Source organism: Chitinophagales bacterium (genome assembly GCA_040877935.1).
Taxonomy (GTDB): domain Bacteria; phylum Bacteroidota; class Bacteroidia; order Chitinophagales; family CAIOSU01; genus JBBDNB01.
This window is the reverse complement of sequence record JBBDNB010000053.1, coordinates 1-15,071: the sequence shown is the minus strand read 5'-3', so window position 1 is coordinate 15,071 and position 15,071 is coordinate 1. Positions and strand designations below refer to the sequence as shown.

Sequence of the window (15,071 nt, the reverse complement as noted above, 5' to 3'; positions counted from 1 at the left end):
CTAAATTGAGTACTATGATAGAATTTGAACGTTTTACGCTGGACAATGGGCTCCGCGTAATAGTTCACCCCGACAAAACCACGCCAATGGCAGCGGTGAATATGCTCTACAATGTCGGTGCACGCAATGAACTGGAAGACAAAACTGGATTTGCGCATTTGTTTGAACACCTGATGTTTGCCGGCTCAAAACACGTATCTGATTTTGATGTGGCGCTCCAGATGGCGGGTGGAGTGAGCAATGCTTTTACAAATAATGATGTTACCAATTACTACGATATATTACCTGCAAATAATCTTGACCGCGCACTGTGGCTGGAGAGCGACCGACTTATGCATCTGAATATCAATTCCAGGAGTCTGGAAGTTCAGCGCAAAGTAGTTATAGAAGAGTTTAAAGAAAATTACCTCAATCAGCCCTATGGAGATATCTGGCATTTATTGAGCAAACTGGCCTATAAAGTACATCCTTACAAATGGCCAACAATTGGCAAAGAATTGAGTCATATTGAACATGCAACATTGGATGATGTACAGCAATTTTTTGCAGCACATTATCGCCCGGACAATGCCATTCTGGTACTTGCGGGAGATATTGATTTAGAAATGGCCAAATCACGGGTTTTTCACTGGTTTGGAGATATTCCTGCCGGGAAAATGCAAAAGAAAAACATCCCTGCCGAACCCATACAAACAGAAGCACGACTACTTGAGGCCGAAGCCAATGTGCCGTTAAATGCCATTTACAAAGCATGGCATATGGGGCCGAGAGACAGTCAGAACTATTACGTGATGGATCTTATTACCGACTTACTTTCAGAGGGTGATTCTTCACGATTTTACAGCGCCCTGGTGAAAGAATCCAAAGCATTTGTAAGTGCTGATGCTTATATATCCGGCAGTTTCGACAATGGCCTGGTCATTGTTGAAGGAAAATTGGCCCCCGGTGTTTCTATGAAAATGGCTGATGAATTGCTGACTGATCAAATAGAATTGCTAAGAGAAAAAATTGTAGAAGCGCGGGAACTCGAGAAGGTGAAAAATAAGATAGAAGCCTATTATGCTTTCTCTGAAATCAATTTGCTGAACCGGGCAACCAACCTGGCATTTTCAGAATTATTGGGCGATGCAGACCTCATCAATCACGAAATGAATGCTTACTTAAAAATTGATGCAGCAGAACTGCAAAAAGAAGCACAACAAGTTTTCAGCCCGGAAAACTGCTCCACAATTTATTACTACTCAAAAAAATAAAAATGCTACAGCAGACAGATAGAAGCATCGCTCCACTTATTCAGGATATTCAAAAACTGGATTTGATTGAGCCTAAAATATATAAACTGGACAATGGCATTCCGGTCTATGCTTTTCACAGTGATATTCAGCCGGTATTAAAAATCAATGTGTTGCTCGATGCAGGAAAGTGGTATCAAAAAAAACCGCTTGTTGCTTTTTTAACCAGCAGAATGCTGCGCGAAGGCAGTAAAAATAAAAATGCCGCGGAATTTTCAGAAGCCTTAGACTTTTACGGAGCAACATTCAAAAGCAATTCGGGAATGGATGTTGCAGGATTAAGTATCAGTATGTTGAGTAAACATGCGGATAAAATTTTGCCATTAATCGAAGAATTGATTTTGGAACCGGGGTTTCGAGAAGAAGACCTGAATTTATTGATCAGTAATGAAAAACAGGGCTTTATGGTTGATCGCAACAAAAACGATTTTGTAGCCGACCGGCATTTCAATAAACTTATTTTTGGGCAAAAACATCCCTATGGACGAATCTATGATATAGAAGATTACACTGCTGTGCAGATTGGGGATATTCGAGAACACTACAATAAATTTTACAATTGGAGTGATGCAAAAATACTAATTGCAGGGGCCGTTACTGAAGAGAGTATTGCGCAATTGAATAAAACCTTCGGGCAATTTGATAAAAAAGAAAGCAACACAATCAGCAAACCTGAAGCAAAACTCTTTCAACCTGAAAAAGTACGTTTTTCAATTAAGGAAGCCCAACAGGCCGCGATCAGAATAGGTACCCGCAGTATAGACAGAAAGCATCCCGATTATTTGAAATTTTCATTTGTCAATACATTATTCGGAGCGCATTTCAGTTCCAGGTTGATGAACAATATCAGGGAGGATAAAGGTTATACCTATGGAATTTATTCTTACTCCAACAATTACTTAAATGGCAATGCCTGGGAAATCAGTACAGAAGTTGGCAAAGATGTAACTGATGCTGCCTTGAAAGAAATATACAGTGAAATGGAGCGTTTGTCCAGTGAAGCTGCCTCTGCCGAGGAAATGATGCTGGTAAAGAATTATCTTTCCGGCAGATTGTTATCTGCACTGGACGGAGCTTTTAAACAAGCCGCTTATTACAAGGCACTGCTTATTTTTGACTTGAATTATGGTTATATTTACAACTTAATAGATACCATACAATCAATGACTACAGACGATGTTATGGAAATTGCATCTAAGTATATGCAAATCGAAAACATGACAGAACTGGTAGTTGAATAAGACACTTTGAACAATGAAGCATTGGATTTTCATCATAGCAATTTTTTTAAGTATATCCTCAATGGCGCAAGTCATAGATCCTCCGCAAATCAATTGTGTAACCACAGATGAAAACAACGGGGACGTAAGCATTAGCTGGACTCCTGCTGCATTGGATCCATGCGGTCCATTCGAACGCTATGTTATTATGGGTGCTACAAACCCTGGTGGTCCTTACCAGGTAGTGGGTACTATTACAGATCCAAGCACTGTTTCTTTTGTACATACCGGAGCCAATGGAACAGTTGTAGATTGGTACTATATTATGTTTACAGAACAGGATTGCATGGGTGCAACAATCGATACTTCAGCAGAATATTCCGAAGAGGTTTTTTATTCTCCTACCCTGGAATACGTAACTGTAAATAGCGATGGAGAAGTAGAAATCCACTGGGAGGCAAGCAGCTCTTCACAAACTGTGGGTTATATTATTTCTTACTTTACAGGTTTGGCCGGAAATCCTCCATTGCCGCAATACAATGCCATTGATACAGTAAATGGACGCACGACAATAATTTTTACAGACAATGGCGCAGATCCTAATTCACAATCATACTCCTATAGTATCCAGGGCGTGAATGGTTGTGGAGACGAAACTGCTTATGAACCCCAGCACCAAACTGTCTATCTTAGTCAACCAACTTCCGCAGATCCCTGTGACGGAGCATTGATCCTCGAATGGAACAAATACATCAACTGGTCTGAAGTGCTGGAATATCAAATTGTATATTCTGTAGATAGTGCAACACCAGAAACTATTTCCGTAAATCCCGAATCTATGTTTCCTTCAGGATCGGCTGATGATGTGCGGGCACAATACGATTTTCCGCTTGATAATATCTCCGGCAATCAAATCTGTTTCAATATCCACGCAATTCATGAGGATGGATCGCCTGTATCTGTGTCCAATGAACTTTGCCTCTTTTTAGACCAGGTGAGTTCCACAGCCTATAATTACCTGACAGGATTGACCGTAAATGCCAATGATGCCGTAGAACTGGACTGGGTGATCGATACTTCTGCAGATATCTCTCAGTTTTTGATCAAAAGAGGAAAAGATCAAAATACCACAGCTATTGATTCTTTAGCTGCCGGAAATCCTGTTGCTTTTTCAAATGATTATACCGACCCTACAGCAATATCTCAACGCTTTAGCTATTACTACACTGTAGGTAGTATTGATGATTGTGATCTTGAAAAGGAATCTACCTACGGCAGAACCATGCTTTTAGAAGAAATTGACAATGCCTCTCCCGTAGAAAATGATTTGCGCTGGAATGCCTTTGAAATGGAAAACGCCACTGTGCTCAGTTATAAATTGTTCAGGATAAACTCAAGGGGAAATGAGGTTTCGCTTCAGGACTTTTCACCATCCGAAGACCTTTTTTATAAAGATGAGGTAGGCACTCAGCCTTCTGATGATGGCCGTTATTGCTATGTAGCTGAAGCGCGCTATCAATTGAATATTCCGGGCTTGAGTATTTCAGAGATCAAAGAAAGCCGTTCAAATCAGCTGTGTATAGAACAGCCACCAGTAATTTATATCCCCAATGCATTTGTGCCCTCGGGAGAAAACAGCACTTTCAAACCGGTACTGCTTTTCAGGGAACTGGCCTTTTATGAATTTATGATCTTCGATCGCTATGGCAAGCGCATCTTTCAAACAGAACGGCAAATTGCCGGTTGGGATGGCTCTTACAATGGTGAAAAACAACCCATGGGCGGTTATGTCTATTACCTGCGTGTTGAAACCCTGGGCGGCCAGGTGGAAGAACGCAGAGGGGTGGTGGCTTTGATTCGGTGATAATTCTTCCTGCAATAAGCCAATTCATTCCACATTTCCTATCTTCAACAACTGAAATTTCTTTCAAAGAAAAACACATTTTGTGCTGCAATACGATATCGGGAATTTAGGCAAGAAGGAGCTATTGGAGCTGTACAAAGCCATTCTATTGCCCAGGCGCATAGAAGAAAGAATGCTGCTTTTATTGCGACAGGGGAAGGTCAGCAAATGGTTTGCCGGAATGGGACAGGAAGCCATTGCGGTGGGCGTGGCAGAAGCCCTGAAACCTGATGAATGGATCATGCCGCTGCACCGCAATCTCGGAGTGTTTACTTCCAGGGGAATAGATTTGCAAAGATTGTTTTCCCAGTTTCAGGGCAAGGAAAGCGGATTTACCAAAAGCCGCGACCGCTCTTTTCATTTTGGTGTACCCGAACTGCACATTTCCGGTATGATCTCGCACTTGGGGCCACAAATGACCATTGCCAATGGTACTGCCCTGGCGCATTTGCTCAAAAAAGAAAAAAAGCTAAGTGTGGCATTTGTGGGAGACGGGGGCACTTCAGAAGGCGATTTTCACGAAGCACTGAATATCGCCTCTGTGTGGCAATTGCCCTGCATATTTATCATTGAAAACAATGCTTATGGTTTGTCAACCCCGGTAAATGAGCAATACAACTGCAAACACCTGAAAGACCGTGCTGTTGGTTATGGCATGCGCGGCCTGCAAATTGACGGCAACAATATATTGGAAGTTTATCACACAATTAAAAAAATCGGGAAGGAAATAAGAGCAAAATCCGAGCCTGTACTGATAGAATGTATGACTTTCAGAATGCGCGGACATGAGGAAGCATCGGGTGTGAAATATGTGCCTGAGGAATTGATGGAAGAATGGGCAGTAAAAGACCCGGTAGAGAATTATGAGAACTTTCTGATTAAGGAAGCATTTTTGAGTAAGGAAAAAGCAAAGGAAATCAGGGAAGGAATAGACCGGGAAATTAAAAAAGCCTGGGAGCGGGCAGAAAAAAAAGCTTTTCCCGAAGCCAATACACAAACAGAGCTGAATGATATCTATCGCAGTTATACTTTCAAAAAATCAGCTCCCGATTCTGAAAGTAAAAACATGCGTTTTGTCGATGCCATTTCTGAGGGTCTTGATGAGGTCATGAAAAAATATGATGAGTTGGTAATTATGGGCCAGGATGTGGCGGAATACGGAGGTGTTTTTAAAATCACACAGGGATTTGTAGAGAAATACGGGAAAGACCGCGTGCGGAATACTCCGCTTTGCGAATCGGCCATTTTGGGGGCGGCAGTTGGACTTAGCCTGGAAGGAATGAAACCCATAGTGGAAATGCAGTTTGCCGATTTTATCGCTACTGGATTCAATCAGGTGGTAAACAATATGGCCAAGCTGCATTATCGCTGGGGGCAGAATGTTGATTGTGTGATTCGCATGCCCACAGGAGCCGGGGTTACTGCCGGGCCTTTTCATTCCCAGTCGAATGAAGCATGGTTTTTTCACACGCCTGGTTTGAAAATCGTTTATCCAGCAACTCCTGAAGATGCCAAAGGCCTGCTTATTGCTGCCGTTGAAGACCCGAATCCGGTTTTGTATTTTGAGCACAAATTCCTTTATCGCAGTTTAAGTGCTGAAGTACCTTCGGGCTATTACAATACTGAAATTGGCAAGGCCAGAAAAGTGCGGGAGGGAAACGAGATCAGCATTATCTGCTATGGACTTGCCGTAGTTTGGGCAGAAGAGATCAGCAGGGAGTTTGAGGGAAATTCAATAGAGATTCTGGACCTGCGCAGTTTGGCACCATTGGATTATGAGGCCATAAATGAAACAGTGAAAAAAACCGGAAAAATTTTGATCTTGCATGAAGATACTTTGACAGGAGGCATTGGCGGGGATATCAGCGCCTATATTTCAGAACATTTATTCGAATATTTGGATGCTCCGCCCAGGCGCGTGGCGGCTTTGGATACACCTGTTCCTTTCACTGGAAATCTTGAAAATAACTTTTTACCCAAAACACGTATAAAAACTGTATTGGCAGAATTGATCAATTATTAGTTCTTTTGCCCCTCGATGATGAAGAAAAGTTTAATAGCAATTTTACTCCTTAGCGGAGGGATTATTTTGATTGCATCCTGGGATGCCTTGTTTGTGAATGCAGAAAAAAACCGGCAGCAGCACCAGGATATTGTGGAAGCCAACACGGCTCGAAAGCCCGGACACCTGGAAAGAATCCAAATTTTTATTGAGACGCAACGTATCAAGGAAAAAGAGGAATGGCTGCGCCATCATTTTGAGAGATTGTATAAAAGGGGCTTGCTGAATGGCAGTGTATTGGTGGCAGAGCGTGGAAATCTTTTGTTTAAAGGTGCCTATGGTTACAGCAATTTGCATAGCAGGGATACGCTTTCTACTAAAACTCCTTTTCAATTGGCTTCTGTTTCCAAGATGTTCACAGCCACTGCCATTATGATGCTGAAAGAACGTGGCGTGCTGGATTACGATTCTACCCTTCAGAATTATCTGCCGGATTTTCCCTATGAAGGAATCACTGTAAGGCATTTGTTGAACCACCGTTCGGGCTTGTCGAGGTATATGTCGCTGGCACACAGCAACTGGGATTTTGATGTGCCGCTGACCAATGATGCAATGTTGGAGCTTTTTAAAAAATATGAGCCCTCAACTTATTTCAGTCCGGATAGGATGTTCAATTACCTGAACACCAATTACGCTTTGCTTGCAAATATTGTTTCAGAAGCAAGTGGAAAGCCTTTTGATGAATTTGTGAAAGAAGAAATTTTTAAGCCCTTGAAAATGGACAATGCATTTGTGTATAATGTAGAGAAAGTGGCAGAACCGGAAAGCGTGGCTATGGGACACCATTCCTGGAGAAAGCGCCCCATAAAAATGACAGATGATTACCTGAATGGGGTAATGGGTGACAAAGGAGTTTTTGCAAGTGTGGAAGACCTTTACAAATTTGATAGAGGATTGTACTCTGAAAAATTGATGTCGGCAGAAACTTTAGAGGAAGCCTTTCTTCCCGGCACCAAACGCAGACGCTCTGACAGCTATGGTTTCGGCTGGCGCATAAAAACAACGATGCCCGGTGTGGTTTATCATTTCGGATGGTGGCGCGGCTATAAATCCTGTTTTATTCGCGATTTGGACAATGAAATTGTAATTATCGTTTTAAACAACAGAGTGCGCAGCCCATCCTCCAACAGCTACTGGGAAGTTCTGGATTATCTACGCGAATTTGAGGTTGAGACTTTCCCTGAAATTGAAAGCACTGAAGGTCAGAATGAGCCATTGTGATTAATGAAATTAAATTTTTAAAAATATCCCAAATCGGGAAACTATTAATGCTTTTTGACAATGGATATTAAACCAATTAAGACAGAACAAGACTACAATGAGTCAATCAAAAGAATTGAAGAATTGTGGGGAGCAAAAACGGATACACCTGAGGGCGATGAACTGGATTTGCTAATTACTTTGGGTGAAGCATATGAAATGAAACATTACCCCATCGCACCTCCTGATCCTGTTGATGCCATAAAATTCAGGATGGAACAAATGGGGATGTCTAAAGCAGATATGGTAAAATATCTCGGTAGTCAAAGTAGGGTGAGTGAGATTCTGAATAGAAAAAGAAACCTGACTTTGAGAATGGTGAAAATACTCTATAAGGAACTGAGAATACCTGCTGAAATATTATTAACCTGAAAATCCTGGATGACGCTACTTTTTTAAAGCGTTTAAAAAGAGCAGAAGCAATCTACTATATCAAAATAAACCTTTGTCCTCCAAATAAATAACCTCAAGCAAAGTTTGCCCCACAGCCTTTAGCGTTTCAGGGCTGATGATCTCCATATTATCATCATGGGTATGCCAGAAATCCCCAAACTGAATTCTTTTGTGGGGTTTCAGATCAATAATATCTATGGTAGGGATTTTTGCTATCCGTGTAATGTAAAAATGATCGTCAATGATGGGGCGTGTTTCCTCCAGAATAAAATAGCGCCCGAAGCCCAGTTCAATGCTCTTGTTCCATATTTTTCGGTTCAATGTTGGGGCAAATTGCATGGAATGTCCCTCCAGCCTGAAAGTGGCATCTTCAGCCCCGACCATATCGAGCAAAATGCCATACTTTGCCGTATAATTTGATCGGTGTTTGTTTTTAGCCCAATACTGCGAACCCAGGCAATAGGAATCGGACATGCGTGGATTTTTCATATCCACATCGGGCTGTCCATAATCTTCGGCATCCCAGAATATAATATCTATTCCTATTTCTGGCTTTTGTTGGCTGAGCTGCCGTGCAATTTCCATCAATACCCCTACTCCGCTTGCACCGTCATTGGCGCCATCTATTGGTTTTTCCCTGGCAGCAGCATTTGGATCCTGATCGGCAAAAGGACGGGTGTCCCAATGCGCACTCAGCATAATGCGTTTTTTGGCCTGTGGATTAAATTCAGCGATTATATTTCTCGCCTTTAAAATCTCACCATTAAAGGCCTTAAGCTCAGCTTTTTGCACATGTACATTGTCTGCCCAGCTTTCCATCTTGCTGATCAACCAATCACCACAGGCTTTATGTTCTGCTGTATTGGGAACGCGCGGGCCAAAGCCCACCTGTTTGTCTACAAAATAATAAGCCGAGTCGGCAGAAAATTTTGGTACATCAACTTTTGGTTGTGCTGCTTTATCTGATTTTTGGGCAGATGATTTTTGATTGTTTCCTTTGTCTGAAGCACAGGCAAAAAACAATATTAGGCAAGCCGCAAGGATATTCAATCTGTAATTTCCCAACTTGTTCCTTCTTTTGAATCTTTCAATTGAATATTCACTTTGGCCAGATCGTCCCTGATTTTATCGGAGGTGGCAAAGTCCTTTTTAAAACGCGCTTCTTTTCTGATATCAATCAGCAGGTTCATCAGTCCATCAACAACTTCTTCATTTCCTCTCTCCATCGGTTTCAGCCCAAGCACATCAGTAACCAGGGCATCAAATTTTTTCTGTAGTGTTTCAATTGTTGATTTGGCCAATTGCAATTTACGCTCACTCAACTTATTGATTACCGGTGTAATGTCAAAAAGCCGGGCAATGCATTGGGCCGTATTAAAATCATCGGCCAGGTGCGCTTCAGCCTGCTCCAGCGATTCAAGCACATTTTTATCCTCAGTACCTGCATCTTTTTCATTTCCGGTTTCCAGTTTCATCAGTAGCTGATGGGCCTGCATCAATCTCTTTAAACCTTTTTCTGCGGCTTGAAGGGCTTCATTGGAAAAATCCAAGGTGCTTCGGTAATGTGCCTGAAGCATAAAAAAGCGCACTGTCATTGGGTGGTATGCTTGCTCTAATAATTTGTGTGTGCCATTGAACAATTCTTCCAGATTGATAAAATTGCCTAGTGACTTGCCCATCTTTTTCCCATTGATGGTGAGCATATTGTTGTGCATCCAATAGTTGCAGGGTGGTTTGCCACAAGCACTATTGCTTTGGGCAATTTCCGCTTCGTGATGTGGGAATTGTAAATCCATGCCACCACCGTGAATGTCAAAAGTCTCCCCGAGATATTTGGTGCTCATGCTTGTGCATTCCATATGCCAGCCGGGAAACCCGAGGCTCCAGGGCGATTTCCACTTCATAATGTGTTCCGGGTTGGCTTTTTTCCAAAGGGCAAAATCTTCGGGGGCTTGCTTTTCATCCTGGGCGTCCAGGGTTCTAGAGCCTGCCTGTAAGTCTTCCAGTTTTTTGCCGGACAATTTTCCATAGGGATAGTCCTGTGCATATTTGCTTACATCAAAATAAACAGAGCCATTTACTTCATAGGCATAGCCATTGTCCAGGATTTTTTGCACCTGCTCAATTTGCTCCATAATGTGTCCGCTGGCACTGGGCTCGATGCTTGGTCTTTCAATATTTAAAGCATCCATGGATTCGTGGTATTTTATGGTATAAAACTGCACCACTTCCATAGGCTCTATTTTTTCCAGGCGCGCCTTTTTGGCAATTTTATCCTCACCATCATCGCTGTCGTTTTCCAGGTGGCCTACATCGGTGATATTGCGTACATAGCGCACTTTGTAGCCTAAATATTTAAGGTATCGATATACAATATCAAAAGTAACCGCAGAACGGGCGTGTCCCAGGTGGGGTTCTCCATACACGGTAGGGCCGCACACATACAGTCCTAAAAATGGTGGATCAATGGCTTTAAATACTTCTTTCTTTCTGGATAAACTGTTGTAAATCTCTAATTCCTTCGGCATGGCTCAAAGATAATTTTTTTCATTCTTATGTTGGAGTACTATGTTTAAATTAATGTGCGTGTTTTTTGCTTTGTCGATAAAATAAAAAAGCTGCCTCAAAAAAGTTTTTGAGACAGCTTAATTTTACCTGCAATTGTATTTTTACTCGATAATCGAGATTTGAACCTGCCCGACTAAGCAGGCGGGTGCTCCGAGGCTTGCCTCGTAATCAAAAATATTTTTTCCAAATAAATGCCTCGTGGGCTTGCCCCGAGGTTGTTTACTGTGGTGCTTATTGAGGTTGAGCAGGCTGTTGTGGTTGCTGCTGTCCCATTAATTCCTGAAACCTGGCTTGTAAATCAGGACTGTTTTGCAAACTCTCACCGATTTCACGGTACCTATTTTCAGTAAGGCCGTTGTCTTCTATTTTTTGTTTCATTCTTTTTTCTGCATCGCCCTGTATTTTTTCAAGTTCAACAATAGCATCCTGAAATTGCTTGAGTTCTTCCTCTGTAACATCAGATTCCATATCTGGAGATTGTTGTGATTGTTGTATTTCGCTAAATCGCTCTACTTCTAAACCACCTGCTTCAACTGCGCTTATCATTTCTTGTTGGATGGTCTGATTGATTACTTGTATTTCATTTAAAGCAGCAACGAATTGCTTCAGTTCCTTGTCATCCACTTTAGTGATTTCTTGCTGTTGCATTTGGTATTTCTCGTCATCAGAATCTTCATCATAAACTTGTTCACCTGCTGTTTCATCTTCATTTTCTTGTTGCCCTTCAGCAGGAGCTTCGTTTTTTGGTTCTTCGTTCTCCTGGTTTGATTTGTCATTTCCCTGGCAGGCAGAAAAAGCAACAATACAAGACAAAACAATGGCTAAGTAATTGAATTTCATTTTAAGCTAAATTTTAAATACTAGTAAATTAGTAAGATGAGTAAAATAATTTTTAAAGTGCAGTAAAGTTAAGAAAGAATAGCTTAGGGGTAAAATTTGAGTGAACATGAAGTGCATAGGTCACTTTAAGACTATTTTGTCCTCCCGTCTACAATTTTATCGTATTCTATATCATTGGGTTCCCAGAGCTCAATTTTATTGCCTTCAATATCCAAAATATGGACAAATTTCCCATATTCAAAACTTTCTATTTTGTCCAATATTTCAACGCCTTCTTTTTTCAATACCTCTACCAATGCTTCCAGATTTTCTACCCTATAATTGATCATTACAGGGCTATCAGATGGTTCAAAATATTTGGTATCATTGGAAAATGGACTCCATTGCAAAAATCCTTTTTTCTCAGGGGCATCGGCTTGTCGCCATTCAAAACTGGTTCCATACTGATCGGTATTTAAGCCCAGATGCTTTTTATACCAGGCTTTTATTTTATCGGGGTCTTTGCACTTAAAGAAAATCCCGCCAATTCCTGTTGCTCTTTTCATTGTGTTGGTTTTTTAAAAATTATATTGTCTGATTCCATATCCTTACTTTCAAGATAGGATTGAATTTCATTAGCCGCTACAGGTTTAGTCTTAGCATCATTTAAGATAATGTGTGGTATAAACCCGGCTTCAAGCAATAGTTTGGTGGCCTGAATATGGGCGGTATTATGTCTTGTTTCTTTTAGGTATTCCATGGCTATAATAAGCTGGTGGTTATTTTCCAGTGTTGACTTCATACCAGAAATCACCTTGTCTTCTGCACCTTCCACATCAATTTTTATAAAATCAGGTTTTAAATTTAAAGGTTTTAAAAATGCATCCAGGGTATTTCCCTGCACATTGATTTTTTGTGCTTTGTTTTTATTTGTCCAGGCTGAAGACTCAAATTGATCGGGCATAAGTGTGTTGTATTCTGAATAAAGGACCGGAAATTCATAAAAAGTAACATCTTCCTTTTTATCCGTACAGGCCATATTGAAAAGCAATAGATTTTCAGCGTTGCTTGCATTTTCCTTTAGAACTTCAAAAATAGATTTTGAAGCCTCTATGCTGACCACTTTTCCCTGCTTGCCAACAATTTTAGAGGCCAGTAAAGAATAATAGCCGAAATGCGCCCCAATGTCTATAAAAACAGCATTGTGCTGAAGGTTTTTGCAAATAAATTTTGCCAACTTAATTTCTGAACTATGACTTTTTGCGCCCAATAAATAAATATCAGTTCCTGCGGGTAAAAGTACATTTATTGTAGTGTCAAAAAAACTCTTGCACGCTGTGAGTTTGCCTTTTTTATTCAGTGGGTAAATCAATTTTCCAAAAAATAAGGCATTGAAATACTTAAGCGGATTATGCAGCAATCTCTGCAATTTAGAACCCTCGGCCAATTTTTGGACGCGCTCTATTGCTGTTGTCAGATTGCGGTTTTCTGTCACTGCTTTTGGTTTTATACCGGGTCGAGCAAAACTTTCCAGGCTTCGAGCAATTTGTTTTGGGCAATAAGTGTTTTAGCTTGTTCCTCTGCATTCCCCTCAACATTGACTTTAATGTTTTCTAAATCTTTTTTAGCAGGAATTTGCTCAAAAGAAGCCAATTGCGCCAAATCACTTCCACTGAGTATTTTACTGTTTCGAATATTTTCCGGCAATTGATCAAAACCCATGCTGATAGTAGTAGGCGGTTGATCTATGCTGAAAATTGAATCGCCATTTACCCGAACATATTCTCCGCCTCCCAATCTCCCACAGATATCCAGTTTTGAGGAATCAATTTTGCCATCAGCTTTAATCAGGGACTCATCTAAATGGATATGCTGCACTTCACAGATAATTAAATTGGGTGCTCCTCCTCTTAAGCTTACCGGAACAATTTGATTGACTTTACACTCAAACTGCACCGGGGATTCTGCTACTCTATAGGGTTTTATAGATTGTGATTCCAGCATTGTTAGCCCTGCTTTTTCAAATTCATTGATGTCTGAGCCATATTCCACACTGGTAATTGACATTTGTCGTACAATATCATAGCTGACCATATTGATCACTACTTCCGGCACTTCCATTAAATTGTCAAAAGTGTTTTTTGTTGTTCGGTCGCGCCCTCTTCTATTGGGCGAAAAAATAAGTGTGGGCGGATTGGAGCCAAACACATTAAAATAGCTGAAAGGCGCAAGATTTACTGCTCCTTCTTTATCTATTGTACTGGCCCAGGCAATGGGTCGTGGCGTTACAGTACCGGTTAATAATGCGTATAATTCTCTGTTGCCAATACTCTTGGCATCAATACTTTTTAAGTTCATGTTTTGAGTTTTTTCATAATTGAAAAATTGCTTTGCTCTGCTTTAATGATATTGTCAAGCCGGCCAAGTCCCTCAATTTCAAGGCTAATTGTGTCTCCGGCTTTGAGCCATTGTTCTTTATAATTTTCATCTAATCTTTTTCCGGTACCATTTAATTCGAGAAAGCATCCTGTTCCTACAGTTCCAGAGCCAATTACATCCCCCGGAAGCAATTCTACCCCATAGGAGCAGCGCTCAATTATTTCTGCAAAGGTCCAGTGCATATCGGCCATGTTGCCCTCAGATACTTTTTTGCCATTAACATAGGCCTTCATTTCCAGATCGTAGCAATTTCCGGTATGTCCTTCTTTTGGTTCAACGAGCCTGTCTTGCAGTTCATCCGGTGTGACCAAAACAGGGCCAATACTGGTGCAGAAATCTTTGCCTTTTGCGGGGCCTAAATTGAGTTTCATTTCCTGCATTTGTAGACTGCGGGCACTGAAATCATTCATGATCATAAAGCCTGCAATGTATTCATCGGCTTCTTCTGCCTTGATGTTGCGGCCTTCTTTTCCAATTACTATGGCTACTTCCAGTTCAAAATCCAATTTATCGAAATGATCAGACATAAACTCCAGTTCGCCTGGACCTGATACTGCATTATGGTTGCTGAAGTAAAAAACCGGGAATTGATCAAATTCAGGAATCATATCCAGCCCCCTGTTTTTTCTGCCGGCAGCTACATGCTGTCGAAAAGCATAAGCATCTCTCAAACTACTTGGGAAAGGCACAGGAGCAAGTAAATTTAAATCTTGCAGCTTTAATTTGGATTTGTAGTCAGCAGGATTTTCCTGAATTTTATTGTTGAGCAATTGAGCGCGCTCAATGGCTTCACTTCCTTCAAAAAGTAAATCACTCATATTGGTAGGTAGTGCCTTGTCCAAATCAGTGAGTTTGTAGACGGCATCATTGCACAAGAGCCCCAATTCATCTTCATCGCGGCTGTTTAGGTATGAAATCAACTTCATTAATAAATACTTTTTTGCAAAGGTAGAGAATATATGTTTGCAGCCTTCGAAATTCGGTATGTTGTAATTGGCAATTTATTTAACTGAGTTCGATAATTATTTAAGAGCTCAGAAATTCACTAAAATGTAATAGTCAAGGCGCATTTGAGAAGGTCTATCGGGATAAACCAAGCAAATGCAACGCTGCAT

At 41.0% G+C, this 15,071-nt stretch carries 13 protein-coding genes; 6 read left to right on the top strand and 7 right to left on the bottom strand.

The annotated features are described in order from the left end of the window. Positions 1–14: 14 nt before the first annotated feature. The 6 genes from WD048_14785 to WD048_14760 all read left to right on the top strand — a co-directional run bounded on the left by WD048_14785 (position 15) and on the right by WD048_14760 (position 8,109). Positions 15–1,253, top strand: a complete 1,239-nt coding sequence (locus WD048_14785) for a pitrilysin family protein (GenBank protein ID MEX0813482.1) — start codon at positions 15–17, stop codon at positions 1,251–1,253. Between the two features lie 2 nt (positions 1,254–1,255). Then, a complete protein-coding gene (locus tag WD048_14780; protein ID MEX0813481.1) occupies positions 1,256–2,533 on the top strand; it encodes a pitrilysin family protein in 1,278 nt (425 codons plus the stop codon). A 61-nt stretch (positions 2,534–2,594) separates the two neighbouring features. After that, a complete protein-coding gene (locus WD048_14775) occupies positions 2,595–4,376 on the top strand; it encodes a T9SS type B sorting domain-containing protein (protein ID MEX0813480.1) in 1,782 nt (593 codons plus the stop codon). A gap of 82 nt (positions 4,377–4,458) precedes the next feature. Next, complete coding sequence (locus WD048_14770) at positions 4,459–6,438, top strand: dehydrogenase E1 component subunit alpha/beta (protein ID MEX0813479.1); 1,980 nt, start codon at positions 4,459–4,461, stop codon at positions 6,436–6,438. A gap of 15 nt (positions 6,439–6,453) precedes the next feature. Next, entirely contained in the window at positions 6,454–7,698 is a 1,245-nt protein-coding gene (locus tag WD048_14765; GenBank protein MEX0813478.1) for a serine hydrolase domain-containing protein, read from the top strand. A 60-nt stretch (positions 7,699–7,758) separates the two neighbouring features. After that, positions 7,759–8,109 carry a helix-turn-helix domain-containing protein gene (locus WD048_14760; protein ID MEX0813477.1) on the top strand — a complete coding sequence of 117 codons (351 nt, stop codon included), beginning with the start codon at positions 7,759–7,761 and terminating at the stop codon, positions 8,107–8,109. A gap of 60 nt (positions 8,110–8,169) precedes the next feature. Here WD048_14760 and WD048_14755 read toward each other — a convergent pair whose 3' ends face one another. The 7 genes from WD048_14755 to WD048_14725 all read right to left on the bottom strand — a co-directional run bounded on the left by WD048_14755 (position 8,170) and on the right by WD048_14725 (position 14,882). Further along, a complete protein-coding gene (locus WD048_14755; protein MEX0813476.1) occupies positions 8,170–9,195 on the bottom strand; it encodes a M28 family peptidase in 1,026 nt (341 codons plus the stop codon). Next, positions 9,177–10,658, bottom strand: coding sequence for a cysteine--tRNA ligase (gene cysS / locus WD048_14750; protein ID MEX0813475.1), 1,482 nt, complete (start codon positions 10,656–10,658; stop codon positions 9,177–9,179). Before cysS ends, WD048_14755 begins: the two co-directional genes overlap by 19 nt. Before the next feature lie 271 nt (positions 10,659–10,929). Next, entirely contained in the window at positions 10,930–11,538 is a 609-nt protein-coding gene (locus WD048_14745) for a DUF4168 domain-containing protein (protein MEX0813474.1), read from the bottom strand. 131 nt (positions 11,539–11,669) lie between these two features. After that, positions 11,670–12,083: a VOC family protein gene (locus WD048_14740; protein ID MEX0813473.1), complete on the bottom strand. Its 414-nt coding sequence runs from the start codon at positions 12,081–12,083 to the stop codon at positions 11,670–11,672. Next, a complete protein-coding gene (locus WD048_14735; protein MEX0813472.1) occupies positions 12,080–13,012 on the bottom strand; it encodes an FkbM family methyltransferase in 933 nt (310 codons plus the stop codon). The genes WD048_14740 and WD048_14735 overlap by 4 nt, the downstream gene beginning before the upstream one ends. Before the next feature lie 11 nt (positions 13,013–13,023). Continuing rightward, positions 13,024–13,875, bottom strand: a complete 852-nt coding sequence (locus tag WD048_14730; GenBank protein ID MEX0813471.1) for a flavin reductase family protein — start codon at positions 13,873–13,875, stop codon at positions 13,024–13,026. Continuing rightward, positions 13,872–14,882, bottom strand: a complete 1,011-nt coding sequence (locus WD048_14725) for a fumarylacetoacetate hydrolase family protein (GenBank protein ID MEX0813470.1) — start codon at positions 14,880–14,882, stop codon at positions 13,872–13,874. The genes WD048_14730 and WD048_14725 overlap by 4 nt, the downstream gene beginning before the upstream one ends. Between the last annotated feature and the right edge of the window lie 189 nt (positions 14,883–15,071).

Coding starts and splice junctions, on each gene's coding strand:
- WD048_14785 (MEX0813482.1), top strand. CDS start 15: ATGATAGAATTTGAACGTTTTACGCTGGACAATGGGCTCCGCGTAATA.
- WD048_14780 (MEX0813481.1), top strand. CDS start 1,256: ATGCTACAGCAGACAGATAGAAGCATCGCTCCACTTATTCAGGATATT.
- WD048_14775 (MEX0813480.1), top strand. CDS start 2,595: ATGGCGCAAGTCATAGATCCTCCGCAAATCAATTGTGTAACCACAGAT.
- WD048_14765 (MEX0813478.1), top strand. CDS start 6,454: ATGATGAAGAAAAGTTTAATAGCAATTTTACTCCTTAGCGGAGGGATT.
- WD048_14760 (MEX0813477.1), top strand. CDS start 7,759: ATGGATATTAAACCAATTAAGACAGAACAAGACTACAATGAGTCAATC.
- cysS (MEX0813475.1), bottom strand. CDS start 10,658: ATGCCGAAGGAATTAGAGATTTACAACAGTTTATCCAGAAAGAAAGAA.
- WD048_14745 (MEX0813474.1), bottom strand. CDS start 11,538: ATGAAATTCAATTACTTAGCCATTGTTTTGTCTTGTATTGTTGCTTTT.
- WD048_14740 (MEX0813473.1), bottom strand. CDS start 12,083: ATGAAAAGAGCAACAGGAATTGGCGGGATTTTCTTTAAGTGCAAAGAC.
- WD048_14730 (MEX0813471.1), bottom strand. CDS start 13,875: ATGAACTTAAAAAGTATTGATGCCAAGAGTATTGGCAACAGAGAATTA.
- WD048_14725 (MEX0813470.1), bottom strand. CDS start 14,882: ATGAAGTTGATTTCATACCTAAACAGCCGCGATGAAGATGAATTGGGG.